The organism is Variovorax sp. KK3, assembly GCF_001984055.1.
Taxonomy (GTDB): Bacteria; Pseudomonadota; Gammaproteobacteria; order Burkholderiales; family Burkholderiaceae_C; genus Variovorax.
On sequence record NZ_LYVO01000018.1, the window covers coordinates 21,254 to 45,394 of the forward strand.

The 24,141-nt window shown below is 65.9% G+C and carries 24 protein-coding genes and 1 tRNA gene; 1 reads left to right on the top strand and 24 read right to left on the bottom strand.

All coding sequences use genetic code 11. The features are described from left to right. Window positions 1-3: 3 nt before the first annotated feature. Together B0W80_RS11090 and B0W80_RS11095 are read right to left on the bottom strand one after the other, a co-directional pair. Window positions 4-969 carry a tripartite tricarboxylate transporter substrate binding protein gene (locus B0W80_RS11090; RefSeq protein ID WP_076999194.1) on the bottom strand — a complete coding sequence of 322 codons (966 nt, stop codon included), beginning with the start codon at window positions 967-969 and terminating at the stop codon, window positions 4-6. Window positions 970-1,018: 49 nt separating this feature from the next. Continuing rightward, entirely contained in the window at window positions 1,019-2,149 is a 1,131-nt protein-coding gene (locus B0W80_RS11095) for a TauD/TfdA family dioxygenase (RefSeq protein ID WP_076999195.1), read from the bottom strand. 131 nt (window positions 2,150-2,280) lie between these two features. On the opposite strand from B0W80_RS11095, the gene B0W80_RS11100 reads away from it, so the two are divergent. Then, on the top strand, window positions 2,281-3,240 hold the full coding sequence (locus B0W80_RS11100; RefSeq protein WP_076999196.1) for a LysR family transcriptional regulator: 960 nt from the start codon (window positions 2,281-2,283) through the stop codon (window positions 3,238-3,240). Here the strand turns inward: B0W80_RS11100 and B0W80_RS11105 are convergent. From B0W80_RS11105 to pnp, 22 genes are all read right to left on the bottom strand, one after another. Continuing rightward, window positions 3,221-3,733: a DUF1178 family protein gene (locus B0W80_RS11105; RefSeq protein ID WP_076999197.1), complete on the bottom strand. Its 513-nt coding sequence runs from the start codon at window positions 3,731-3,733 to the stop codon at window positions 3,221-3,223. The two genes, B0W80_RS11100 and B0W80_RS11105, sit on opposite strands and share 20 nt — an antisense overlap. Window positions 3,734-3,765: 32 nt before the next feature. Beyond that, complete coding sequence (locus B0W80_RS11110; protein ID WP_076999198.1) at window positions 3,766-4,338, bottom strand: NUDIX domain-containing protein; 573 nt, start codon at window positions 4,336-4,338, stop codon at window positions 3,766-3,768. Between the two features lies 1 nt (window position 4,339). Continuing rightward, entirely contained in the window at window positions 4,340-4,651 is a 312-nt protein-coding gene (locus B0W80_RS11115) for a DUF2818 family protein (protein ID WP_076999199.1), read from the bottom strand. 25 nt (window positions 4,652-4,676) lie between these two features. Then, window positions 4,677-6,164, bottom strand: coding sequence for an NADH-quinone oxidoreductase subunit NuoN (gene nuoN / locus B0W80_RS11120; RefSeq protein ID WP_076999200.1), 1,488 nt, complete (start codon window positions 6,162-6,164; stop codon window positions 4,677-4,679). 23 nt (window positions 6,165-6,187) lie between these two features. Next, entirely contained in the window at window positions 6,188-7,663 is a 1,476-nt protein-coding gene (locus B0W80_RS11125; protein ID WP_076999201.1) for an NADH-quinone oxidoreductase subunit M, read from the bottom strand. A gap of 21 nt (window positions 7,664-7,684) precedes the next feature. Then, window positions 7,685-9,733, bottom strand: a complete 2,049-nt coding sequence (gene nuoL / locus B0W80_RS11130) for an NADH-quinone oxidoreductase subunit L (RefSeq protein WP_076999202.1) — start codon at window positions 9,731-9,733, stop codon at window positions 7,685-7,687. Window positions 9,734-9,743: 10 nt separating this feature from the next. After that, complete coding sequence (gene nuoK, locus B0W80_RS11135) at window positions 9,744-10,052, bottom strand: NADH-quinone oxidoreductase subunit NuoK (protein WP_076999203.1); 309 nt, start codon at window positions 10,050-10,052, stop codon at window positions 9,744-9,746. Beyond that, window positions 10,049-10,711, bottom strand: a complete 663-nt coding sequence (locus tag B0W80_RS11140) for an NADH-quinone oxidoreductase subunit J (protein ID WP_076999204.1) — start codon at window positions 10,709-10,711, stop codon at window positions 10,049-10,051. The genes nuoK and B0W80_RS11140 overlap by 4 nt, the downstream gene beginning before the upstream one ends. A gap of 37 nt (window positions 10,712-10,748) precedes the next feature. Then, complete coding sequence (gene nuoI, locus B0W80_RS11145; protein WP_076999205.1) at window positions 10,749-11,267, bottom strand: NADH-quinone oxidoreductase subunit NuoI; 519 nt, start codon at window positions 11,265-11,267, stop codon at window positions 10,749-10,751. Window positions 11,268-11,272: 5 nt separating this feature from the next. Continuing rightward, complete coding sequence (gene nuoH / locus B0W80_RS11150; protein WP_076999206.1) at window positions 11,273-12,349, bottom strand: NADH-quinone oxidoreductase subunit NuoH; 1,077 nt, start codon at window positions 12,347-12,349, stop codon at window positions 11,273-11,275. Beyond that, on the bottom strand, window positions 12,346-14,487 hold the full coding sequence (gene nuoG / locus B0W80_RS11155; protein ID WP_076999207.1) for an NADH-quinone oxidoreductase subunit NuoG: 2,142 nt from the start codon (window positions 14,485-14,487) through the stop codon (window positions 12,346-12,348). Before nuoG ends, nuoH begins: the two co-directional genes overlap by 4 nt. 22 nt (window positions 14,488-14,509) lie before the next feature. After that, the gene (gene nuoF, locus B0W80_RS11160; protein WP_076999208.1) at window positions 14,510-15,853 is read right to left on the bottom strand and encodes an NADH-quinone oxidoreductase subunit NuoF; all 1,344 of its coding nucleotides are present in this window, start codon (window positions 15,851-15,853) and stop codon (window positions 14,510-14,512) included. Then, the gene (nuoE, locus tag B0W80_RS11165) at window positions 15,850-16,389 is read right to left on the bottom strand and encodes an NAD(P)H-dependent oxidoreductase subunit E (protein ID WP_083745317.1); all 540 of its coding nucleotides are present in this window, start codon (window positions 16,387-16,389) and stop codon (window positions 15,850-15,852) included. Before nuoE ends, nuoF begins: the two co-directional genes overlap by 4 nt. Window positions 16,390-16,397: 8 nt before the next feature. Continuing rightward, the gene (locus tag B0W80_RS11170; protein ID WP_076999209.1) at window positions 16,398-17,651 is read right to left on the bottom strand and encodes an NADH-quinone oxidoreductase subunit D; all 1,254 of its coding nucleotides are present in this window, start codon (window positions 17,649-17,651) and stop codon (window positions 16,398-16,400) included. 2 nt (window positions 17,652-17,653) lie between these two features. Continuing rightward, complete coding sequence (locus B0W80_RS11175; RefSeq protein WP_076999210.1) at window positions 17,654-18,265, bottom strand: NADH-quinone oxidoreductase subunit C; 612 nt, start codon at window positions 18,263-18,265, stop codon at window positions 17,654-17,656. A 12-nt stretch (window positions 18,266-18,277) separates the two neighbouring features. Further along, window positions 18,278-18,757: an NADH-quinone oxidoreductase subunit B family protein gene (locus B0W80_RS11180; protein ID WP_021008163.1), complete on the bottom strand. Its 480-nt coding sequence runs from the start codon at window positions 18,755-18,757 to the stop codon at window positions 18,278-18,280. Window positions 18,758-18,772: 15 nt separating this feature from the next. Beyond that, complete coding sequence (locus tag B0W80_RS11185; protein WP_076999211.1) at window positions 18,773-19,132, bottom strand: NADH-quinone oxidoreductase subunit A; 360 nt, start codon at window positions 19,130-19,132, stop codon at window positions 18,773-18,775. A 58-nt stretch (window positions 19,133-19,190) separates the two neighbouring features. Further along, window positions 19,191-19,275: transfer RNA gene (locus tag B0W80_RS11190), tRNA-Leu, on the bottom strand. A gap of 122 nt (window positions 19,276-19,397) precedes the next feature. Continuing rightward, complete coding sequence (gene secG / locus B0W80_RS11195) at window positions 19,398-19,823, bottom strand: preprotein translocase subunit SecG (RefSeq protein WP_076999212.1); 426 nt, start codon at window positions 19,821-19,823, stop codon at window positions 19,398-19,400. Window positions 19,824-19,861: 38 nt separating this feature from the next. Further along, on the bottom strand, window positions 19,862-20,632 hold the full coding sequence (tpiA, locus tag B0W80_RS11200; protein ID WP_179106889.1) for a triose-phosphate isomerase: 771 nt from the start codon (window positions 20,630-20,632) through the stop codon (window positions 19,862-19,864). Further along, a complete protein-coding gene (locus B0W80_RS11205) occupies window positions 20,626-21,624 on the bottom strand; it encodes an NAD(P)H-quinone oxidoreductase (RefSeq protein WP_076999213.1) in 999 nt (332 codons plus the stop codon). Before B0W80_RS11205 ends, tpiA begins: the two co-directional genes overlap by 7 nt. A 78-nt stretch (window positions 21,625-21,702) precedes the next feature. Next, entirely contained in the window at window positions 21,703-23,991 is a 2,289-nt protein-coding gene (pnp, locus tag B0W80_RS11210) for a polyribonucleotide nucleotidyltransferase (protein WP_076999214.1), read from the bottom strand. Window positions 23,992-24,141 lie beyond the last annotated feature (150 nt).

A 24,141-nucleotide genomic window follows, 5' to 3' on the forward strand; every position in this document is an offset into this window, starting at 1 on the left:
CGCTCAGCTCGCGCGAACGCCGGTGGTCTTGGCCACGGCGGCCCAGCGCTTGAGTTCGGCGTCGATGAAGGCCTTGAACTGCGCGCTCGTGTTGCCCACGGGCTCCAGGCCTTCGTGCTCCAGGCGCTGCTTCACGATGTCCGAACGGCCGGCCTTCATGGCGACCTGCTCCAGGGTCTTGGCATCCTCGGGCTTCAGGCCGGCCGGTGCGAGCACGCCGTACCAGGTGCGGTAGTCGAAGCCCGGCAGCACCTCGGCAATGGGCGCGGCATCGGGGTAGGCGACGAGTCGCTCCTTGGTGCTGACGCCGAGCGCCTTGAGCTTCTTGCTTTCGAGGAAGGGCCGCACCGTGGCGACGTTCGACAGCATCAGCTGCACCTGCCCGCCCAGCAGGTCCTGCACAGCCGGCGCGGCGCCCTTGTAGGGCACGCTCACGATGTCGAGCTTGGCCTGGGCCTTGAGCATCTCGCCCGACAGCTGGCTCGCGCTGCCCAGGCCCGCGCCGGCCACGCCCAGCTTGCCGGGATTGCGGCGCGCATAGGCGATCAGCTCGGCCGTGTTCTTGACCGGCAGGTCGGGATGGCAGACCAGCAGCAGCGGCGAGGTCGCGATCAGGCTCAGCGGCGTGAAGTCCTTCTGCGGATCGAAGTTCTGCTTGATGCCGATGGCGGGATTGATCGCGTGGCTCGTGTAGGCGAGCAGCAGCAGGTTCGGGTCGCCGCTGGCCTGCGCGACGGCGGACGCCGCGATGTTGCCGCCGGCGCCCGGCTTGTTCTCGACGATCACGGTGCGGCGCAGTTCGGCCTCCATGGCCTGTGCGAGCGCGCGGCCGACGATGTCGGTGCCGCCACCGGGCGTGGCGCCGACCTGCATGCGCACGGCTTGCGAGTTGCCCTGGGCCCAGCCGTCCAGGTGCAGGGCGCCGAGGCCGAGCGGTGCGGCGAGGCTCAGGAACTGTCGTCTTTTCATCGATGTCTCCGGTATCTCTTCTCTTGCGGGGGCATGGAACGAGGGGCGCTCAAACCGTCTCGGCGGTCGTGGTGGTCGTCGCTGCGGGCACCTCGGGCGCGGCGAAAGGCTTGCGCGGCATGTTCATGCGCTTGGCTTGCCGGATCTCGAAGTCCTCGAACGCCTGGGTGCGGTTGCTGCCGCGCAGGCCGCCGCGCACCGAGCCCGCGCGGTCGTCGCCGTAGTACGGCGCCCAGTTCTTCGGCAACTGCTGGGCGCTGGGCACCGACAGCCACAGGCGAAGCAGATGGCGCTTCTGATCGGCTTCTTCGTGGTCGACGAAGCTGGTGCGCGAGTGCACCACCGTGTAGTTGTTGAGCAATTGCAGGTCGCCCTTCTCGAACCACATCGTGAAAAGCAACGCGGGGTCTTCGAGCAGCGTGTCGATGAGGTCCAGCGCCTCGACTTGCTGGGTGCTGAGGCGCGGCACCTCGGCGAAGTCGCGCTGCGCCGCATTGACGTTCTTGCGGTTGATGCGGAACGCGAAGGGCACGTCGGCGCTGCCGAGCAGCGGGATCGTGTAGTACGGCGGCTGCGACGGGTCTTGCGCGCCCTGGTAGCTGTAGTGGAAGACACCGCGAAGCGTCCCGACCAGGTCGGGGCGCCGGCGCGCGAACTCGGCCACCAGCGCCTTCGAGCTCACGATCTTGCTCGCGCCGCCTTCCTTGGCCGTGCGCCGGCACAGCAGCGCGACGACGTCGCAGGAGTCGCAGTGAAAGTCGAGCTGCGCGTTGGTGTTGTAGCCACGACCGTTGGTCACCTTGTAGCTGCCGCCGGCATCGCGCACGTCGTTGAGGATGTCGCTGGCCTTGTTCTGCGTGCGCGCCACGCCCAGGTACAGGCCCAGGCCCCAATAGGCGACGCGGCAGTCGTCCTCGCTCCAGCGATCGACGGGGAAGCCCTTGAGCTGGCACATGCCCCAGTGGCCCTGGGTGCGGGCCAGCGCGGCCTGCAGCGCGTCGACGGATGCCTGCGGCAGCGGAAAGTCGTCCTGCGTCATCTCGATCAAGGGCTTGGCGGCGCGCCTGGCATGGTCGAGCGCGGCGTCGAAGCCGGCGACGGCTTCGGGGCTCAGGCGGTGGATCCAGCTCGTGTCGGCGGCGGCTTCGTCGGCGCGCCAACCAGTGTCGGGGGTGTTCATGTCAAGTCTCCGTGGCAGGTTGCAATCGGTCGTCTTCCGGTGCATCGAGCACTCGGGCATGCCATGAAGTCTAGGGACGCTTGCCCTCAAGAAAAAGTGACTATATTTGTCGGCTGACATCAAAAACCCTGATGAAGATCGAAGCCTTCCAAACCCTCGACGCCGTGGTGCGCGGCGGCAGCTTCGCCGCCGCCGCGCAGGCCATGCACCTGACCCCGAGTGCGGTCAGCATGCAGATGAAGCAGCTCGAGCAATACCTCGGACGGCCGCTCTTCGACCGCTCGGGCCAGCAGGTGCGGGTAACGCCAGCCGCGCTGGAACTGGTGGGCACCATGCGCCCGGCGCTCGACGCCTTGCAGACGCTGCGCCACCGCACGCCCACCAGCGTGGCCGGCCACCTGAAGATCGGGATGATCGAGATGCTGCAGCCGCTGCTGCTGCCGCCCGCCATCGCCCACACCCGGCGCGTCTACCCCGGGCTGCACATCGCGCTGCGGCGCGGCACGAGCATGGAGCTGACCGAGGCGGTGCGTGCCGGCCAGCTCGACGCCGCCATGGTGGCGCGGCCGGCCAGCGGCGCGCCCAGCGGCCTGGAGTGGACGCCGCTGATCCGCTGCGAGCTGGTCTTCATCGCGCCGCCACTCGACGAGCCGGCCCGCGCGCGTCCGCTGACCGCGGCGCGCCAACGCGCGCAACTGGTGGAGCTGATGCGCTCGCTCGACTGGATTCGCTACAACCGGGCGACCACCACCGGCGCGATGGCCACGCGCTTCGTGCGCGGCATGGTGCCGCAGAAGCGCAGCCTGATGGAGCTGGAAGGCGCGGCCGCGATCGTCGCGATGGTCCACGCGGGGCTGGGCTTTTCGGTGCTGCAGGTGCTGAACCGGGCTCTGTTCGAGCAGTACCCGGTACGGGTCATCGGCCTGGGCAAGGATGCGCCGCACTTCGACATGTGCATCGTGCGGCGCTCGGGCGACGTCAACGACCGGCTGCACCAGGCCTGGAACGAGGCGCTGCGCGCTGCGCTCGTGGAAGCCAAGCTGGCGATCCAGCCGGTGGCCACGCCGGCTGCTACTGCAGGGTTTCCTTGAGCGCGGGCGGCACGGGCAGCGGATAGACCGAGATGCCCTCGTCCTCGAGCTCGCGCGCCTCTTCGGGCGTGGCCTGGCCACGGATGCCACGCTGCTCGGCATCGCCGTAGTGCATCTTGCGGACCTCGTCGGCGAAGCGTGGGCCGACGTCCTCGGTCATGGACATCACCTCGCGCACCGCGCGCAACCAGTGCCCGACGGCGGAATCCACCGCGGCATCCGCCGCTGGCCCCGAAGGGCTTGCAGGACTTGCAGGAGTGGTCGGGGGCGCGGGGGTCGAGGGGGCGCGCGACGCTGAAGACGCCGCCTCGTCAGGCGGCTTGGCCGCGCCGAAATTCAGGCGCGGCGCCGAGAGCAGCTTGGTGATGACGGTGTCGCCGCACAGCGGGCAGGCGACCAGTCCGCCGGCCATTTGCGTGTCGAAGTCTTGATGAGAACCGAACCACCCTTCGAAGCCGTGGCCGTGTGCGCATTGCAGGTCGAGTACCTTCATGCGCAGGATTATCAACGGTTGACGATGCTGGTTTACCCTAGGTTCCAGTCCAGCGACCAGGCACCGGACAGGACGTTCTGCAACCAAAGCGTGCAGGTCAACGTCTTTGCGTCCGACACGGCGCCGTCACGGCACCAGGCCTGCAGCTCGTCGGGCGTGGCCGCGAGGACGTCGACGAATTCCTCGTGGTCGAGCTGCTGGCTGCCCTGCGTGAGGCCGCGGGCGAAATAGATGTGGATGATCTCGGTCGAATAGGCGACCGCCAGGTGCATGGCACCTGCATGGGCCCATTCGCGTGCGCTGTAGCCGGTTTCTTCGAGCAGCTCGCGCTGGCCGCAAAAAAGCGGGTCTTCGCCCTCGTCGAGCTTGCCCGCAGGAAACTCGGTCATCACCCGGCCGATGGGGTAACGGTACTGGCGCACCATGGCCACGCGGCCATCGTCGAGCAACGGCACCACCACCACCGCACCCGGGTGAACCACGTATTCGCGCGTGGCGCTCTTGCCGTCGGGCAGGCGCACGGTGTCGCGCTTGGCATGGAGAAAGTTGCCCTTGAAGAGCAGTTCGCTCGCGGTGCCCTCTTCCCTCAGGTGTGCGTCGTCCATATCAGGTCCGGTGATGCTTGAGCAGGTAACGCCAGGTGAAGCCCGGGAAGGCCAGCACCAGGAACAGCGCGCCGGTGACGGCGTAGAACTCCCAGCCCTGCGGCGAGATCTGGCCGACGCGCCGCTCGAAGAGCAGGCCGATGCCGCCCGCCAGGAAGTAGAGGATCACCAGTTCGAGCAGCCGCAACCCGAGCGACTTCTTCGGCCTGGCCCCGAGCGGGACCACACCGAACAGCCGCTCGTTCAGGAAAGGGAGGTTGGCCGCCGCCAGTGCGACCAGCAGCACCAGCCAGACCGACGCGCTGTCCGACACGGGAACGACCGGGCCCGGGCCGGCTTCAGCCGGCCAGCGTGGCCACGATGGCCTCGGCGCACAGCGTCATCAGCCCGCCGGGCACGATGCCCAGGATCAGGATCAACGCGCCGTTGAGCGTCAGCACCGTGCGCACGTCGCGCGGGGCCGACACCGTGGTGGCCGTGACCGGTGCGTCGAAGTACATGACCTTGACCACGCGGATGTAATAGAAGGCGCCGATCAGCGACATCACGACCGCGAACACGGCCAGCGCGATGTACAGGCCCTGCCCCGAGGCGATCAGCGCCTGCAGCACGGCCAGCTTGGCGTAGAAGCCGACCAGCGGCGGAATGCCCGCCAGCGAGAACATCGCGATCGCCATCACGCCGGCGTAGAGCGGGCTGCGCTGGTTGAGGCCGGCCAGGTCGGTGATCTCTTCGCTCTCGAAGCCCTCGCGCGCCAGCAGCAGGATGATGCCGAAGCTCGCCAGCGTGGTCAGCACGTAGGTCACGATGTAGAACATCGAGGCGCTGTAGGCGAACTGGGCGTTGTAGGTGTTGTTGTTGACCACGCCCGCGATCAGGCCCAGCAGCATGAAGCCCATCTGCGCGATGGTCGAGTAGGCCAGCATGCGCTTGAGGTTGGTCTGCGCGATGGCCGCCAGGTTGCCCACGAGCAGCGAGCCGATGGCCAGCAAGGCCAGCATCTGCTGCCAGTCGATCGCCAGCGGCAGCAGGCCTTCGACCAGCAGGCGGATGATGATGGCGAAGGCCGCGAGCTCGGGCGCCGCGCCGATCAGCAGCGTGACGGCCGTGGGCGCGCCCTGGTAGACGTCGGGCACCCACATGTGGAAGGGCGCCGCGCCGATCTTGAAGGCCAGGCCCGCCACGATGAACACCAGGCCGAACACCAGCACCTGGTGGTTGACCTTGCGGCTGGCGATGGCCTTGAAGACCTCGTTGGTGTCGAGCGAGCCGGTGGCACCGTACATCATCGACAGGCCGTAGAGCAGGAAGCCGCTGGCCATGGCGCCGAGCACGAAGTACTTCATCGCCGCCTCGCTGGCCACCGCGTTGTCGCGGCGCAGCGCCACGAGCGCATAGCTCGACAGCGTGAGCAGTTCCAGGCCGAGGTAGATCAGCAGGAAGTTGGAGCCCGAGATCATCACGAACATGCCCAGCAGCGCGAACATGCTCAGCGTGAACATCTCGCCGCCGCGCAGCATGCCGCGATCGGCGGCGTAGGGCCGGCCGTAGACCAGCGTCACCATCAGTGCCACGCTGGCGAAGCACTTGAGCCAGTTCCCCATCGGGTCGCTCACCACCATGCCGCCGAAGCCGTAGTAGCTCTTGGGGTCGGTGGCCTGCATGCCGGACAACACCGCCACGACGGCCAGCGTGGCGAGGGTCAGCACGTAGGTGCGCGTGCGGTGGGTGTCGGTGGTGGACAGGTCGACCAGGGCGATGATGCAGGCCATGACCAGCAGCACCAACTCGGGGTAGATCGTCATCCAGCTGAGTTTGTCAATCATCTCGTTCTCGTGTCAGGCTGGATTCAAGGCAGCTTGGAGATCGCCACGTGGCGCAGCAATTCGGTCACCGAGGCGTTGGTCGCATCGGTGAAGGGCTTGGGATACAGGCCCATCCACAGCACCGCGATCGCCAGCAGCGCCAGCATGAGGAATTCGCGGGCATTGATGTCGTCGAGTTCCTTGACGTGGTCGTTGCCCACCGGGCCCAGGTAGACCCGCTTGTACATCCACAGCGTGTAGGCCGCACCGAAGATCAGGGCGGTGGCCGCGCCGAAGCCCAGCCAGAAGTTGGCCTTGACGGCGCCGATGATCACCATCCACTCGCCGACGAAGCCGGCGGTGGCGGGCAGGCCGCAGTTGGCCATGGCGAACAGCAGCGCGAAGGCGGCGAACTTGGGCATGGTGTTGACCACACCGCCGTAGTCGGCGATCTGGCGCGAATGCACGCGGTCGTACAGCACGCCGATGCACAGGAACATCGCGCCCGAGACGAAGCCGTGCGCGATCATCTGCACGATGCCGCCGGACACGCCGAGGTCGTTGAAGATGAAGAAGCCCAGCGTGACGAAGCCCATGTGGGCGACCGAGGAATAGGCCACCAGCTTCTTCATGTCCTGCTGAACCAGCGCGACCAGGCCGACGTAGATCACCGCCACCAGCGACAGCGCGATCATGAGCCAGGCCCATTCGTGCGCGGCATCGGGCGCGATGGGCATCGAGAAGCGCAGGAAGCCGTAGGCGCCCAGCTTCAGCATGATCGCGGCCAGCACGGCCGAGCCGCCGGTGGGCGCCTCGACGTGCACGTCGGGCAGCCAGGTGTGCACCGGCCACATCGGCACCTTGACCGCGAAGGCCGCGAAGAAGGCGAAGAACAGGAAGGTCTGCGCCGTGCCCGACAGCGGCAGCTTGTGCCATGTCAGGATGTCGAAGCTGCCACCGGACTTGTTGTAGAGGTAGATCAGCGCGACCAGCGTGAGCAGCGAGCCCAGCAGCGTGTACAGGAAGAACTTGAACGCCGCGTAGATCTTCTTGGGGCCGCCCCAGATCCCGATGATCAGGTACATCGGGATCAGTGTGGCCTCGAAGAACACGTAGAACAGGATGCCGTCGAGCGCCGAGAAGGTGCCGATCATCAGGCCCGACAGGATCAGGAAGGCGCCCATGTACTGGTTGACGCGCTCGGTGATCACTTCCCAGGCGGAGATCACGACGATCACCGTGATGAAGGACGTCAGCAGCACCAGCCACAGCGACAGCCCGTCGAGCCCCACGTGGTAGTGGATATTGAAACGGTCGATCCAGGGCGCCTTTTCGACGAACTGCATCGCGGCAGTGCCGTTCTGGAAGCGCGTGAACAGCGGCACGGTGGCCAGGAAGCTCACGATCGAGCCGACCAGTGCGATCCAGCGCACGATGCCCGCGTGCTGGTCGCGCCCGATGGCCAGCAGCACGGCACCGAACACGATCGGCACCCAGATGGCGAGGCTCAACATACCCATTTTTCTTGTTCTCCCGGCGGCTTATCTGTTGAACCAGACGAAATACGTCATGAGGATGAAGACACCCAGCAGCATCGCGAAGGCGTAGTGATAGATGTAGCCGGACTGCATCCAGCGCACCACGCCGGCGATGCGGCCGATGGTCTTCCAGGATCCGTCGACGATGGCGCCGTCGATGATCCCCTGGTCGCCGCCCTTCCACAGGCCGGTGCCCAAGGCGCGCGTGCCGCGCGCGAGCACGTGCTCGTTGAACCAGTCCATGTAGTACTTGTTCTCGAGCAGGTTGTAGATCGGGGAGAACGAGCGCTTGATCGCGGCGGGCAGCGCCGGGTTGACGAGGTACATGTACCAGGCCAGCACCACGCCGGACAGGGCCAGCCAGAACGGCGGCGCGGTCAGGCCATGCAGGGCCATCGCCATCGGGCCGTGGAAGGCTTCTGCCAGCTCCTTCATCGCGTGGTGCTTGGTGGCGTCGATGAAGATCGAGTCCTTGAAGAACTCGCCGTAGAGCATCGGCTGGATGGTGATGTAGCCGATCACCACCGAGGGAATGGCGAGCAGCACCAGCGGCAACCAGACCACCCAGGGGGTTTCGTGCGGCTTGTGTGCGTCGTGGTGGTCGCCGTGGCCGTGCCCGTGGTCGTCATGGCCGTGGCCATGGTCGTCGTGATGCGCGTCGGGATTCTGGTCGTAGCGTTCCTTGCCGTGGAAGACGAGGAAGTACATGCGGAACGAATAGAAGGCCGTGACGAACACGCCGATCAGCACCGCCCAGTATGCGAAGCCGGCGCCCCACAGGTGGCTTTCGTGGACGGCCTCGATGATGCTGTCCTTCGAGTAGAACCCGGCGAACAGCGGCGTGCCGATCAACGCGAGCGAGCCCAGCAGCGAGGTGATCCAGGTGATGGGCATGTACTTGCGCACGCCGCCCATCCAGCGGATGTCCTGGTTGTGGTGCATGCCGATGATCACCGAGCCGGCACCGAGGAACAGCAGCGCCTTGAAGAAGGCGTGGGTCATCAGATGGAACACGGCCACCGAATAGGCCGAGGCGCCCAGCGCGACCGTCATGTAGCCCAGCTGCGAGAGCGTGGAGTACGCCACCACGCGCTTGATGTCGTTCTGGATGATGCCCAGGAAGCCCATGAAGAGCGCTGTGATGGCACCGATGACGAGCACGAAGCTCAGGGCCGTGTCGCTCAGCTCGAACAGCGGCGACATGCGCGTCACCATGAAGATGCCGGCCGTCACCATGGTGGCGGCGTGGATCAGCGCCGAGATGGGGGTGGGGCCTTCCATCGAATCGGGCAGCCACACGTGCAGCGGAAACTGCGCGCTCTTGCCCATCGCGCCGATGAACAGGCAGATGCAGATCACGGTGATCAGCATCCACTCGGTGCCCGGGAAGCTGAGCTTGGCCAGGTCGTCGGCCTTGGCGAAGGCCTCGCCGTAGTTCAGCGTGCCGGCGTAGGCGGCGATCAGGCCGATGCCCAGGATGAAGCCGAAGTCGCCCACACGGTTGACCAGGAAGGCCTTCATGTTGGCGAAGATGGCCGTCGGCTTGTTGTACCAGAAGCCGATGAGCAGATACGACACCAGGCCCACGGCTTCCCAGCCGAAGAAGAGCTGCAGCATGTTGTTGCTCATCACGAGCATCAGCATGGAGAAGGTGAAGAGCGAGATGTACGCGAAGAAGCGGTTGTAGCCCTCGTCTTCTTCCATGTAGCCGATGGTGTAGATGTGCACCATCAGCGAGACGAAGGTGACGACGCACATCATCATGGCCGTGAGGCCGTCGACGAGGAAGCCGATCTCCATCTTGAGGCCGCCCACCACCATCCACTCGTAGATGGTTTCGTTGAAGCGGGCGCCGTCGAGCGCCACGCTCTTGAGCGTCATGGCCGAGATGACGAAGGCGACGAACACGCCCAGGATGGTCAGCGAGTGCGATGCGGCGCGGCCGATGCGGTTGCCGCCGAACTTGGTGCCCAGGATGCCCGCGAGCACGGAGCCGACCAGCGGCGCCATCGGGACCGCGAGCAGCGCGGATGCGGAAAGAGTTGCGCTCATGTGAATTCCCTCAGCCCTTGAGCGCGTTCAGCTCGTCGACGTTGATGTTCGACTTGTTGCGGAAGAGCAGCACCAGGAGCGCCAGCCCGATCGCCGATTCGGCCGCGGCCACGGTCAGGATGAAGAACACGAAGATCTGGCCGTGCATGTCGCCCAGGAAGTACGAGAAGGCGACGAAGTTGATGTTGACCGCGAGCAGCATCAGCTCGATGCACATCAGCAGCACGATCAGGTTCTTGCGGTTCAGGAAGATGCCGATCACGGAGAGCGCGAAGAGCATCGCGCCCAGCGACAGGAAGTGTCCGAGGGTGAGGGTCATGCCTTGGTCTCCCCGGCGGCCGTGGCGGCCGTTGCGGCCGGATCTTCGGCCGCGGGCGGGGCGGCCCGCGTGACCGGCATCGGCACGATGCGCACGCGGTCGCGCGCCTTCACGCGAACCTGGTCGGCCGGGTTCACGTACTTGCTGTCCTTGCGGGTGCGCAGCGTGAGCGCGATGGCGGCGATGATGGCCACCAGCAGGATGACGGCCGCGATCTCGAGCGGGTAAAGGTATTCGGAGTACAGCAGCTTGCCGAGTTCGAGTGTGTTCGACGTGTCGGGGCCGGAAGCCAGTTGCTGGCGCGGCTCGGCCAGGCGGAAGCCGCCCATGAGCACCGCGGCCATTTCCAGCGCGATCAGCGCGCCCACGCCGGCAGCGAGCGGAAAGTGCTTCCAGAAGCCCTGCCGCAGCGCGTCGACGTTGATGTCGAGCATCATCACCACGAACAGGAAGAGCACCATCACGGCGCCCACGTACACGAGCACCAGCGAGATGGCGAGGAACTCGGCACGCAGCAGCAGCCAGATGGCCGAGGCCTGGAAGAAAGCGAGCACCAGATACAGCGCCGCATACACGGGATTGCGCGAGGTGATGACGCGGAAGGCCGCGAACAGCAGCACCGCGGCGAACAGGTAGAACAGACCGGTCTTGACGTCCATGATCGGTTTCGTTGTTGTGATTCGGGCCAGGTCCGCTTCAGCGGTACTTGGCGTCGGCCGCTTTGTTGGCGGCGATCTCGTTTTCGTAGCGGTCGCCCACGGCCAGGAGCATGTCCTTGGTGAAGTACAGGTCGCCGCGCTTCTCGCCGTGGTATTCGAAGATGTGGGTCTCGACGATGGAGTCGACCGGGCAGCTCTCTTCGCAGAATCCGCAGAAGATGCACTTGGTCAGGTCGATGTCGTAGCGGGTGGTGCGGCGCGAGCCGTCGTCGCGCACGTCCGACTCGATGGTGATGGCCAACGCCGGGCAGACCGCCTCGCAGAGCTTGCAGGCGATGCAGCGCTCCTCGCCGTTCTCGTAGCGGCGCAGTGCGTGCAGGCCGCGGAAGCGCGGGCTCAGCGGCGTCTTCTCTTCGGGGAACTGCACCGTGATCTTGCGGCTGAAGGCGTATTTGCCGGTGATGGCCAGGCCCTTGAACAGCTCCACCAGCATGAAGCTGGACAGGAAGTCCTTGAGCGAGAACGGCGCGCTGGCCGTGACAGTGTTCGCAGCCATGGCGATTACTTCCAGATGTTGAACGGGGTCTGCATCCAGACGCCGACCACCACCAGCCACACGAGCGTGACCGGGATGAAGATCTTCCAGCCCAGACGCATGATCTGGTCGTAGCGGAAGCGCGGGAAGGTCGAGCGGACCCACAGGAACATCGTGACCACGGCGAAGGTCTTGACGCCCAGCCAGATCCAGCCCGGAATGAACGAGAGGAACTCGAAGGGAGGCAGCCAGCCACCCAGGAACAGGATGACCGTCAGGATCGAGACCAGCCACATGTTGGCGTACTCGGCCAGGAAGAACATGGCGAAGCTCATGCCCGAGTACTCGATCATGTGGCCCGCGACGATCTCCGATTCGCCTTCGACCACGTCGAAGGGATGGCGGTTGGTCTCGGCCAGGCCGGAGATGAAGTACACGACGAAGATCGGCAGCAGCGGCAGCCAGTTCCACGACAGGAAGCTGACGCCCATGGACGCGAAGATGCCCTTGCCCTGCCCCATCACGATGTCGCTCATGTTGAGGCTGGCCGACACCATCAGCACCACCACGAAGGCGAAGCCCATCGCGATTTCGTAGCTCACCATCTGGGCCGAGGCGCGCAGCGCGCCCAGGAAGGCGTACTTCGAGTTAGAGGCCCAACCGGCGATGATCACGCCGTACACCTCGAGCGAGGTGATGGCCATGACGAAGAGCAGGCCGGCGTTGATGTTCGCCAATGCCACGTCGGGGCCGAAGGGAATCACGGCCCATGCGGCCAGGGCCGGCATGATGGTCATGATCGGGCCCAACAGGAACAGGCCCTTGTTGGCGACCGTGGGAAGAATGATTTCCTTGGTCAGCAGCTTGAGCGCATCGGCGATGGGCTGCAGCAGGCCCAGCGGCCCGATGCGGTTGGGGCCCACGCGGATCTGGGTGAAGCCGATCGCCTTGCGCTCCCAGAGCGTGAGGTAGGCCACCGCGCCCATCAGGGGCAGCACCACGACCACGATCTTGATCAGGGTCCAGATGACGGGCCAGGCCACCGCGGTCCACCACGGCGCCGCGATCAGGCCCAGGCCGAAGCCGTGCAGGCTGTCGATCATGCGAAGACCTCCTGCGCGGCGCGCGCATCGGCAGTGAGCTGCAGCGAAGGTGCGCGGCGCACGATCGAATCGAGCTGGTAGATGCGGGCGACGACGGGCTCGGCGGCACCATTGGCGCGTTGGCCATCGGCACGTGCGGAGGTCGCGTTGCTGAACCGGTCCGCCGGCAGCGCGCCGGCCGCCAGGCCGATGTCGGCCTGGACCTCACCCACCGACTCGAACGAGAAGCCCTGCAGGCCCAGCAGATTGGCCAGCACGCGCAGCACCTTCCAGGCCGGACGGGCCTCGCCCTGCGGCTTGACCACGGCATGGAAGCTCTGCACGCGGCCTTCGGCGTTGACGAAGGTGCCGGGCGTTTCCGTGAAAGGCGCGATGGGCAGCAGAACGTCGCTGAAGTCGAGATTGGCCTTGAACGGGCTCAGCGTGACGACCATCTGGGCCCGTGCGAGCGCCTCGGCGGCGGCAGCGCCTGCCGCCGAATCGAACACGGGCTCGGTGTTGAGCAGCAGCGCCGCCTTGAGCGAACCACCGAGCATCTGGCCGGCGTCGAGGCCGCCTTCGCCGGGCAGCGCCCCGACCAGTTGCGCACCGACGGTGTTGGCCGCTTCGGTCAGGTAGCCGACGCTGGCGCCGGTCTGGGCGCCGAGCCAGTTGGCCAGCGACAGCAGCGCGCCGGCTTCGGCATGGTGCGCGGCCGCGTTGCCAAGCAGGATGGCCTTGCGTTCGCCGCCGAGCAGCGACGCGGCGATGGCTTTCGCCTCGTCGCCCGGCTCGCCCGAACGGGCCACCGGTGCGGCGACGCCCGCGCTGGACGCCACGGCGGAGGCGATCTCGGCCAGCGCATCGGCCCAGCCCTGCGCCGGCACACGCACCGCGCTGGCCACGGGCATGGCCCAGGCTTCGCCGTCAGCCAGGAATTCCGTGGAGGTCAGCGCGCTGAGCGCGGCGCCATTGCGCACCGCCTGGCGGATGCGCTGAGCGAACAGCGGATGGTCCTTGCGCAGGTTGGTGCCGATCACCAGCACGCGCTGCAGTTGCGACAGCGATGCGATGGAAGTGCCCAGCCAGCGCACGCCCTCGGTCGCTTCGAACGAAGCGTGGCGCAGGCGATGGTCGATGTTGGCGCTGCCCAGGCCTTGCACCAGCAGCTTGGCCAGGTGCAGTTCTTCGAGCGTGCTGTGCGGGCTGACCAGCGCACCGATGCTCTGAGCGCCGTGGTCGGCCTTGATCTGCTTGAGACCGTTGGCCACGTACTCGAGCGCGGTCTGCCAGTCGACCTGCTGCCACTGGCCGCCCTGCTTGAGCATGGGCTGCGTGAGGCGCTCGGGTCCGTTCAGGGCCTCGTAGGAGAAGCGATCGCGGTCGGCGATCCAGCATTCGTTGACGTCTTCGTTCTCGAGCGGAACGACGCGCATGACGCGGTTGTTCTTGACCTGGACGATCAGGTTGGCACCGGTGGAATCATGCGGGCTCACCGACTTGCGGCGCGACAGCTCCCAGGTGCGGGCGCTGTAGCGGAAGGGCTTGCTCGTCAGCGCGCCGACCGGGCAGATGTCGATCATGTTGCCCGACAGCTCGGAATCGACCGACCCGTCGAGGAAGGTCTCGATCTCGGCATGCTCGCCGCGATGCGACATGCCCAGCTCCATCACGCCGGCCACTTCCTGGCCGAAGCGCACGCAGCGGGTGCAGTGGATGCAGCGGCTCATCTCTTCCATGCTGATGAGCGGGCCGACGTCCTTGTGGAACACCACGCGCTTTTCTTCTTCGTAGCGCGAGGAAGAGCCGCCGTAGCCGACGGCCAAGTCCTGCAGCTGGCATTCGCCGCCCTGGTCGCAGATGGGGCAGTCCAGCGGGTGATTGATCAGCAGGAACTCCATGACCGACTGCTGGGCCTTGATGGCCTTGTCGCTCTTGGTTCGGACGATCATGCCCTGCGTCACCGGCGTGGCGCAGGCTGGCATGGGCTTGGGCGCCTTTTCGACGTCGACCAGGCACATGCGGCAGTTGGCCGCGATGCTGAGCTTCTTGTGGTAGCAGAAGTGCGGGATGTAGGTGCCCGCCTTGTCGGCCGCATGCATCACCATGCTGCCTTCGGTCACTTCGACCTTCTTGCCGTCGAGTTCGATTTCAACCATGTTCGTGTTTTCTCGTTCTCGCTCAGGCCTTGACCGGCGCCTTCGGGACGTAGCCCGGGATCAAGGCTTCGAACTCGTGGCGGAAGTGCTTGATCATGGCGCGCACCGGCATGGCGGCGGCATCGCCCAGTGCGCAGATGGTGCGGCCCTGGATGTTGTCGGCGACGGAATTGAGCAGGTCCATGTCGCTTTGCTTGCCATGGCCGTTGTGGATGCGGTCGACCACACGCCACATCCAGCCCGTGCCCTCGCGGCACGGCGTGCACTGGCCGCAGGACTCGTGCATGTAGAAATACGAAAGGCGCTTGAGCGATTCGACCATCGAGCGGCTGTCGTCCATGACGATCACCGCGCCCGAGCCCAGCATCGATCCGGCCTTGGCGATGGAGTCGTAGTCCATCGTGCATTCCATCATGATGGAAGCCGGCAGCACCGGCGCCGACGAACCGCCGGGGATCACGGCCTTGAGCTGGCGGCCCTTGCGCACGCCACCGGCAAGCTCGAGCAGCTTCGAGAAGGGCGTGCCCATCGGCACTTCGTAGTTGCCGGGCAGCTCGACGTCGCCGCTGACCGAATAGATCTTGGTGCCGCCGTTGTTCGGCTTGCCGCATTCGAGGTACGCCGCACCACCGTTGACGATGATCCACGGCACGGCCGCGAAGGTCTCGGTGTTGTTGATGGTGGTCGGCTTGCCGTAGAGACCGAAGCTGGCCGGGAACGGCGGCTTGAAGCGCGGCTGGCCCTTCTTGCCTTCGAGCGATTCGAGCAGCGCCGTCTCTTCGCCGCAGATGTAGGCGCCGAAACCGTGCGCCGCATGCAGCTGGAAGTTGAACGCACTGCCCAGGATCTTGTCGCCGAGGTAGCCGGCCGCCCTCGCCTCTTCGAGCGCTTCCTCGAAGCGATCGTAGGTCTGGAAGATCTCGCCGTGGATGTAGTTGTAGCCCACGCTGATGCCCATGGCGTAGGCCGCGATGGCCATGCCCTCGATCACGATGTGCGGGTTGAACTGCAGGATGTCGCGGTCCTTGCAGGTGCCGGGTTCGCCTTCGTCCGAGTTGCAGACCAGGTACTTCTGGCCCGGGAACTGACGCGGCATGAAGCTCCACTTCAGGCCGGTCGGGAAGCCCGCACCACCGCGCCCGCGCAGGCCCGAGGCCTTGACCTCGGCGATCACTTGCTCGGGCGTCAAGCCCTCGCTGAGGATCTTGCGCAGGGCCTGGTAGCCGCCGCGCGCTTCGTAGTCGGCCAGGCGCCAGTTGGTGCCGTTGAGGCCGGCATAGATCTGGGGCTCGATGTGGCGGTCGTGAAAGCAGGTCTGGACGCCGGTGGCCTGGAACTGCGAGAGGACTTGCTCCGGCGTCATCATTGCGCGCCCTCCGCCTTCGCGCTGCGAAGGCCGTCGACCAGCTGGTCGAGCTTTTCGTTGCTCATGAAGCTGCACATGGTGCGGTCGTTGACGAGCATCACGGGCGAATCGGCACAGGCGCCGAGGCACTCGCTCTGCTGCAGCGTGAACAGGCCGTCGGGCGTGGTCTCGCCCATCTGGATGCCCAGCTTCTTCTCGAGGTGGGCCAGCGCCACGGCGCCGTCGCGCAGCTGGCACGGCAGGTTGGTGCAGACGTTGAGCTTGTAGCGGCCCACCGGATGCTGGTTGTACATGTTGTAGAAGGTCGTGACCTCGTGCACCGCGATCGGTGCCATGCCCAGGTAGGCGGCGATCTCGCGCTCGCGCTGCGTGCTCACATAGCCTTCCTGCTTCTGCACGATCGTGAGGCAGGCCATCACGGCCGACTGCTTGCCGGCCGGTGGGTATTTGGCGACCTCGCGCGCGAAGAGATCCACGATGGCCGCCGGCAGCGGCGGCTGGGTGCCCTGTTGGCTCTGGTGGGTGTCGGGTGTCATGCGTTCGCTCACCTGTCGATTTCGCCGAAGACGATGTCCATGGTGCCGATCACCGCGACGGCGTCGGCGATCATGTGGCCGCGCGACATCTCGTCGAGCGCAGCCAGATGCGGAAAGCCCGGCGCACGGATCTTCAGGCGGTAGGGCTTGTTGGCGCCATCGCTCACGAGATAGATGCCGAACTCGCCCTTGGGATGCTCGACGGCGGCGTAGGCCTCACCCTCGGGCACGTGGAAGCCTTCGGTGAAGAGCTTGAAATGGTGGATCAGCTCCTCCATGTTCGCCTTCATCGATTCGCGCGCGGGCGCGGCCACCTTGTGGTTGTCGGTGATCACCGGGCCCGGGTTGGCGCGCAGCCAGGCCGAGCACTGCTGGATGATCCGGTTGGCCTGGCGCATCTCTTCGACGCGGACCAGGTAGCGGTCGTAGCAATCGCCGGTCTTGCCGATCGGCACGTCGAAATCCATGCGGTCGTAAACGTCGTAGGGCTGCTTCTTGCGCAGATCCCATTCGACGCCGGAGCCGCGCAGCATCGGGCCGGTGAAGCCCAGGTTGAGCGCACGCTCGGGCGTGACCACGCCGATGCCGACGGTGCGCTGCTTCCAGATGCGGTTGTCGGTGAGCAGCGTTTCGTACTCGTCGACCATCTTCGGAAAGCGGCGGCAGAAGTCGTCGACGAAGTCGAGCATCGAGCCCTGGCGGTTCTCGTTGAGCTTCTCGATCGCCTTCGCGTTCTTGATCTTGCTGACCTTGTACTGCGGCATCGCGTCGGGCAGGTCGCGGTAGACGCCACCCGGACGGAAGTAGGCCGCGTGCATGCGCGCGCCCGACACCGCTTCGTACAGGTCGAACAGGTCCTCGCGCTCGCGGAAGCAGTAGATGAGCATGTTCATCGCACCGCAGTCCAGGCCGTGCGCGCCGAGCCACAGCAGGTGGTTCAGCAGGCGCGTGATTTCGCCGAACATCACGCGGATGTACTGCGCGCGCACGGGCACTTCGAGGCCGAGCATGCGCTCGATGGCCAGGCAGTACGCGTGCTCGTTGCTCATCATCGAGACGTAATCCAGCCGGTCCATGTAGGGCAGCGACTGGATGAAAGTGCGCGTCTCGGCCAGCTTTTCGGTGGCCCGGTGCAGCAGGCCGATGTGGGGGTCGGCGCGCTGGATGACTTCGCCGTCCAGTTCGAGCACCAGGCGCAGCACACCGTGCGCCGCCGGGTGCTGGGGACCGAAGTTAAGCGTGTAGTTCTTGATTTCCGCCATGGTCAGTGCAGGCCGCCGCCGTAGTTGTCTTCGCGAATCACGCGCGGCGTGATCTCGCGCGGCTCGATGGTCACCGGCTGGTAGATCACGCGCTTCTGCTCGGGATCGAAGCGCATCTCGACATGGCCGGAGACGGGGAAGTCCTTGCGGAACGGGTGGCCGATGAAGCCGTAGTCGGTGAGAAGGCGCCGCAGATCGTCGTGGCCCTCGAAGACGATGCCGTAGAGGTCGAAGGCTTCGCGCTCGAACCAGCCGGCGGAGCTCCAGACGCTGGTCAGCGAATCGACCAGGGGCAGGTCTTCGTTGGGCGCGAAGACCTTGAGGCGAACGCGCTGATTGAGGCTGACCGACAGCAGGTGCGAGACCACGCCGAAGCGCTCGCCCTCCCACTCGCCTTCACGGTAGTCGGAATAGTCCATGCCGCAGAGGTCGATCAGCTGCTCGAAGCGGCAACCGGGCGAGTCACGCAGCAGGCGCGCAGCCTCGAGGTAATCGGCCGCAGCCACGACCACGGTGACCTCGCCGAGCGCGAGCGTCACGCGCTTGGCCTTGGCGCCGAGCGTTTCCTGGATCTGGGTCTGAAGTGCCTCGGGAGCAATGGCAAAGTCGGTCATCGTCTCTCGCTCTCAGGCACGCGCGATGGTGTTGGTGCGCCGGATCTTCTGCTGCAGCTGGATGATTCCGTACAGCAGCGCCTCGGCGGTCGGCGGGCAGCCCGGCACGTAGACGTCGACCGGCACGATGCGGTCGCAACCTCGCACCACCGAATAGCTGTAGTGGTAGTAGCCGCCGCCGTTGGCGCAGGAGCCCATCGACAGCACCCAGCGCGGCTCGGGCATCTGGTCGTAGACCTTGCGCAGGGCCGGCGCCATCTTGTTGCACAGCGTGCCGGCCACGATCATCAGATCGGACTGGCGCGGGCTCGGGCGGAACAGCATGCCGAAGCGGTCGATGTCGTAGCGAGCGGCACCCGCGTGCATCATCTCCACGGCACAGCAGGCAAGACCGAAGGTCATCGGCCAGAGCGATCCCGTCTTGGCCCAGTTCACCACCGAATCGTAGGTCGTGGTGACGAAGCCTTCCTTCATGACGCCTTCAATGGCCATTGTTCGAATTCCTTGTCATTCCCAATCGAGCGCACCCTTTTTCCACTCGTAGATGAAACCTACGACGAGGATGGCGAGAAAAATCATCATGGCCCAGAAGCCGACCGGACCGATCTGCTTCAGCGCGATCGCCCACGGAAAGAGGAAGGCGATCTCGAGGTCGAAAAGAATGAAGAGGATCGCAACCAGGTAATAGCGCACGTCGAACTTCATGCGCGCGTCTTCGAAGGCCTCGAAGCCGCATTCGTAAGGCGAATTTTTCTGGGAGTCGGGCCGATTGGGGCCGAGGATGTAACCGAGAACCTGAGGTGCCACTCCGACACCGATACCGACCAGGATGAACAACAGGACGGGCAGGTAGGATTCGAGGTTCATCGGGGGTCTTTTACCGCTTGTCGCCGACAGGAACATGACGTGCCCTGTCGGCGAGATTTGGTGCCGTCGGCGAGACTCGAACTCGCACAGCTTTCGCCACTACCCCCTCAAGATAGCGTGTCTACCAATTTCACCACGACGGCGGTTTTATGTGTCCGAATGGCATGAGGAACCAGATGAGGTTTTGGCTTTCCGGACAGCTTTAGAGTTTACCCTGAAAAGAAGTCGTTTTCGCCGCGCGCAGGAGCGAAAACGACTGTGGCGTTCACTTGGTCGGAATCTGCGCGGCGCCCGACGCGGGCGTGGCTGGCGCAGGCGCACTGCCGGCCGGCGCGGCCGGTGCATTGCCGGTCGGAATCTGCGAAGCCGGGCCCGATGCGCCCGGTGCCGGCGCGGGGGCCGCGGCACCACCGATCGCGGCGCGCTCGAGCAAGCTGCCGCCACCCGCAGGCCGGCTGTGGCTGAAATAAGCCAGCAGCAGCGTGCATGCGAAGAAGACGGCAGCGAGCACCGCCGTGCTGCGCGACAGGAAGTTCGCGCTGCCGCTGGCGCCGAAGAGGCTGCCGGCACTGCCGCTGCCGAAGGCCGCACCCATGTCGGCGCCCTTGCCGTGCTGGATCAGGATGAGGCCGATCATCGCGAGCGCCGACAGCATCTGCACGCCCACGAGGATGTTGAAGACCACGTTCATTTCGTTCTTACTCCGGGATTCGTTCGGGACCGGGCCGCTCAGCGGGCCGCGGCGATGATCTGCAAAAAGTCGGGGGCCTTGAGAGACGCGCCGCCGATCAATCCGCCGTCGATGTCCGGCTGGGCCAGCAGCTCGGCGGCGTTGGCGGCATTCATGCTGCCGCCGTAGAGGATGCGGATGCCCGCAGCGTGCTCGTTCGCGGCATGGTGCAGTTGCGCACGCAGCAGCGCGTGCACGGCCTGCGCCTGCTCGGGCGTCGCGGTCTTGCCGGTACCGATGGCCCACACGGGTTCGTAGGCGACCACGATCTCGCTGATGCAATGGCCGTTCACGTGGATCACGGCGGCCAGCTGGCGCTTGACCACTTCCTCGGTGTGCCCTGCCTCGCGCTCCGCCAGCGTCTCGCCGACACAGACGATGGGCGTGATGCCACCGCCCAGCGCGGCAGCGGTCTTGGCCGCCACCGTGTCGTCGGTTTCACCGTGGTATTGCCTGCGCTCGGAATGGCCGACGATCGCGTAGCGCACGCCGAAGTCCTTGAGCATCGCGGCCGACTGCTCGCCCGTGAAGGCGCCTTGCGGCTGGGCAGAAAGGTCTTGCGCGCCCAGGGCGACGGGCGACCCCGTGACCAGTGCCTGGACCTGCGCCAAGTATGGCGCCGGCACGCACACGGCAATGTCGCAGGCCGGCGATCCGACACCTTGCCGAAGCGCATTCACCAAGGCTTCGTTCGCGGCCAGGCTGCCGTTCATCTTCCAATTGCCGGCGATGAGTTTCTTCTTCGTGGTCATGGGTTCGTCGCTCACCATGTCAGCACGATCTTGCCGATGTGCTGGTTCGATTCCATCAGGGTGTGGGCCTGCGCCGCGCCACTCGGGTCGCCGCCCGCAGCGAAGACGCTATGGATGACGGGCTTCACGGCGCCGCCTTCGAGCATCGGCCAGACCTTCTCGCGCAGTGACTTCGCGATCGCTGCCTTGAAGGCGATCGGCCGCGGACGCAGCGTCGACCCGGTGATGGTCAGGCGCCGGCGCAGCACCAAGCCCGCATTGAACTCGCTCTTGGTGCCGCCCTGCACGGCGATGATCACCAGGCGGCCGTCCTCGGCCAGGCAGTCGATCTCACGCGGCACGTAGGCGCCGGCGACCATGTCGAGGATCACGTCCACGCCCTTGCCGCCGGTCAGCCGCTTGGCCTCTTCGGCGAAATCGGCTGTCTTGTAGTTGATCGCGTGGTCGGCGCCCAGCTTCCGGCAGGCCTCGCACTTGTCGTCGCTGCCCGCGGTGGCGATCACGGTCGCGCCGAAGGCCTTGCCCAGCTGGATCGCCGTCACGCCGATGCCGCTGGTGCCGCCCTGGATCAGCAGGGTCTCGCCCTTCTGCAACCGACCGCGATCGAACACGTTGCTCCAGACGGTGAAGAAGGTTTCGGGCAGCGAGGCAGCCTCTGCGTCGCTCCAACCCTTGGGCACCGGCAGGCACTGGGCCACCGGTGCGACGCAGAGCTCGGCATAGCCGCCGCCCGCGATCAGCGCGCAGACGCGGTCGCCGACCGCGAAGCCGGCGTCCTTCATGGCCGCCTCGTCGCCTGACACGATCTCACCCGCCACCTCGAGCCCAGGGAGGTCCGAGGCACCCGGCGGCACCGGGTAGTTGCCCGTGCGCTGCAGCACGTCCGGCCGGTTCACGCCGCTGGCCGCCACGCGGATCAGCAACTCGCCCGCACCGGCGACCGGCGCGGGGCGCTCGACCTGGCGCAGCACCTCGGGCGCACCGAAGGATGTGATTTCAATGGCTTTCATGCTCGTCTCGGCTGAAGCGCCCGCTCTTTCGAACGGGCGCCCGTTGGAAGGTCGGCAACGGCGTCACCGCCCTCGCCTTCAGGCCTGGCGGTCGCCGCCGTTGGGCTCTTGCGGACGCACGTCCTGGTCGACGGCCACTGCTTGCTCTGCGGCCGGCGCTTCGGCCGTGTTGTCGAAGCGCGGTGCACGATCGCCGCGGGGCGGACGATCACCGCGCTCGCGTCGCTCGCCACGCTCTTCGCGCGGCGGACGGTCGTAGGACTCCATGCCGGCCGGGCGCTCGGCCAGCGCCTTCATGGACAGCTTGACGCGGCCCTTGTCGTCCGTCTCGAGCACCTTGACCTTCACGATCTGGCCTTCGCTCAGGTAGTCGGTCACCTTCTCGACGCGCTCGTGCGCGATCTGGCTGATGTGCAGCAGGCCGTCCTTGCCGGGCAGCAGGTTGATCAGTGCGCCGAAGTCCAGGATCTTCGTGACCGGGCCTTCGTACACCTTGCCGATCTCGACTTCGGCAGTGATCTGCTCGATGCGCTTCTTGGCCGCCTCGGCCTTGGCCGGATCGGTGGAAGCGATGGTGATGGTGCCGTCTTCGTCGATGTTGATCTGGGTGCCGGTCTCTTCGGTCAGCGCGCGGATCACCGAGCCACCCTTGCCGATCACGTCGCGAATCTTCTCGGGGTTGATCTTCATCGTGAACAGGCGGGGCGCGAAGCTGGAGACCTCGGCCTTGGCTTCGCCCATCGCTTCCTGCATCTTGCCCAGGATGTGCATGCGCGCTTCCTTGGCCTGGGCCAGGGCGACCTGCATGATTTCCTTGGTGATGCCCTGGATCTTGATGTCCATCTGCAGCGCGGTGATGCCGTTGGTCGTGCCGGCCACCTTGAAGTCCATGTCGCCCAGGTGATCTTCGTCGCCGAGGATGTCGGTCAGCACGGCGAAGCGGTTGTCTTCCTTGATCAGGCCCATGGCGATGCCGGCCACGTGAGCCTTCATCGGCACGCCGGCGTCCATCATCGAGAGGCAGCCGCCGCAGACCGAAGCCATCGACGACGAGCCGTTCGACTCCGTGATTTCCGACACCACGCGGATGGTGTAGGGGAACTCTTCCTTGCTCGGCAGGCAGGCCACGAGGGCGCGCTTGGCCAGTCGGCCATGGCCGACTTCGCGGCGCTTGGTCGAGCCCATGCGGCCCACTTCGCCGGTGGCGAAGGGAGGCATGTTGTAGTGGAACAGAAAGCGGTCTTCGTACTCGCCAGCCAGCGCGTCGATGCGCTGCGCGTCGCGTTCGGTGCCCAGCGTGGTCACCACGAGCGCCTGCGTTTCACCGCGGGTGAACAGCGCCGACCCGTGCGTGCGCGGCAGGACGCTGTTGCGGATCTCGATGGGGCGGACGGTGCGCGTGTCGCGGCCGTCGATGCGCGGCTCGCCCGAAAGGATCTGGCTGCGAACGATCTTCGATTCGATGGCGAACAGCAGATCGCTGACCTTGCCTGCATCGAAAGGCTCGCCGCTCTCCTTGAGCGATGCCATCACGCTGGCATTGGCTTCGCGCAAGGCTTGCGTGCGCGCCTGCTTGCTGCGGATCTGGTAGACCGCACGCAGCTTTTCTTCCGCAAGGCCCTTGACCTTGGAGACGAAGGCTTCGTCTTCGGCCGGCGGCTGCCAGTCCCACACCGGCTTGCCGGCGTCGCGGACGAGTTCGTGGATCGCGTTGATCGCGATGCCGGCCTGCTCATGCCCGAACACCACGCCGCCGAGCATGATTTCTTCGCTCAGCTGCAGCGCTTCGGACTCGACCATCAGCACGGCGGCTTCGGTGCCGGCCACGACGAGGTCCATCTGCGATTCCTTGCGCAGGGTCTGGCCCGGATTCAGGACGTACTGGCCGTTGACGTAGCCCACGCGCGCGGCGCCGATCGGGCCGCTGAACGGAATGCCGGAGATCGACAGCGCGGCGCTGACGGCGATCATGGCGGCGATGTCGGCGTCGACCTCGGGGTTCAGCGACAGCGTGTGGATCACCACGTGCACTTCGTTGAGGAAGCCCTCGGGGAACAGCGGCCGGATCGGGCGGTCGATCAGGCGCGAGGTCAGGGTTTCGAGTTCGCTGGGCTTGGCTTCGCGCTTGAAGAAGCTGCCGGGGATCTTGCCTGCGGCATAGGTCTTCTCGATGTAGTCGACCGTCAGCGGGAAGAAGTCCTGGCCGGGCTTGGCGGTCTTCGAGGCGACCACGGTAGCCAGCACCACGGTGCCGTCGATGTCGACGACCACGGCACCGCTGGCCTGGCGGGCGATTTCGCCCGTTTCCATGACGACGGTCTTGTCGCCCCACTGGAAGGACTTGCTGACTTTGTTGAAGAGGCTCATGTCTTGCTCCTGTTTTTGTTGGCGGCTTGGCCTGCGGTCATCGCAGGGTCCACCGGGAGGGGAGGCCTTCAGAACACGATGCCATTCCAGCGAAGCTCGCCTCGAGCTTCATTGGAATGACACAGCTTCGATCTGTGCGGCACTCCTGGA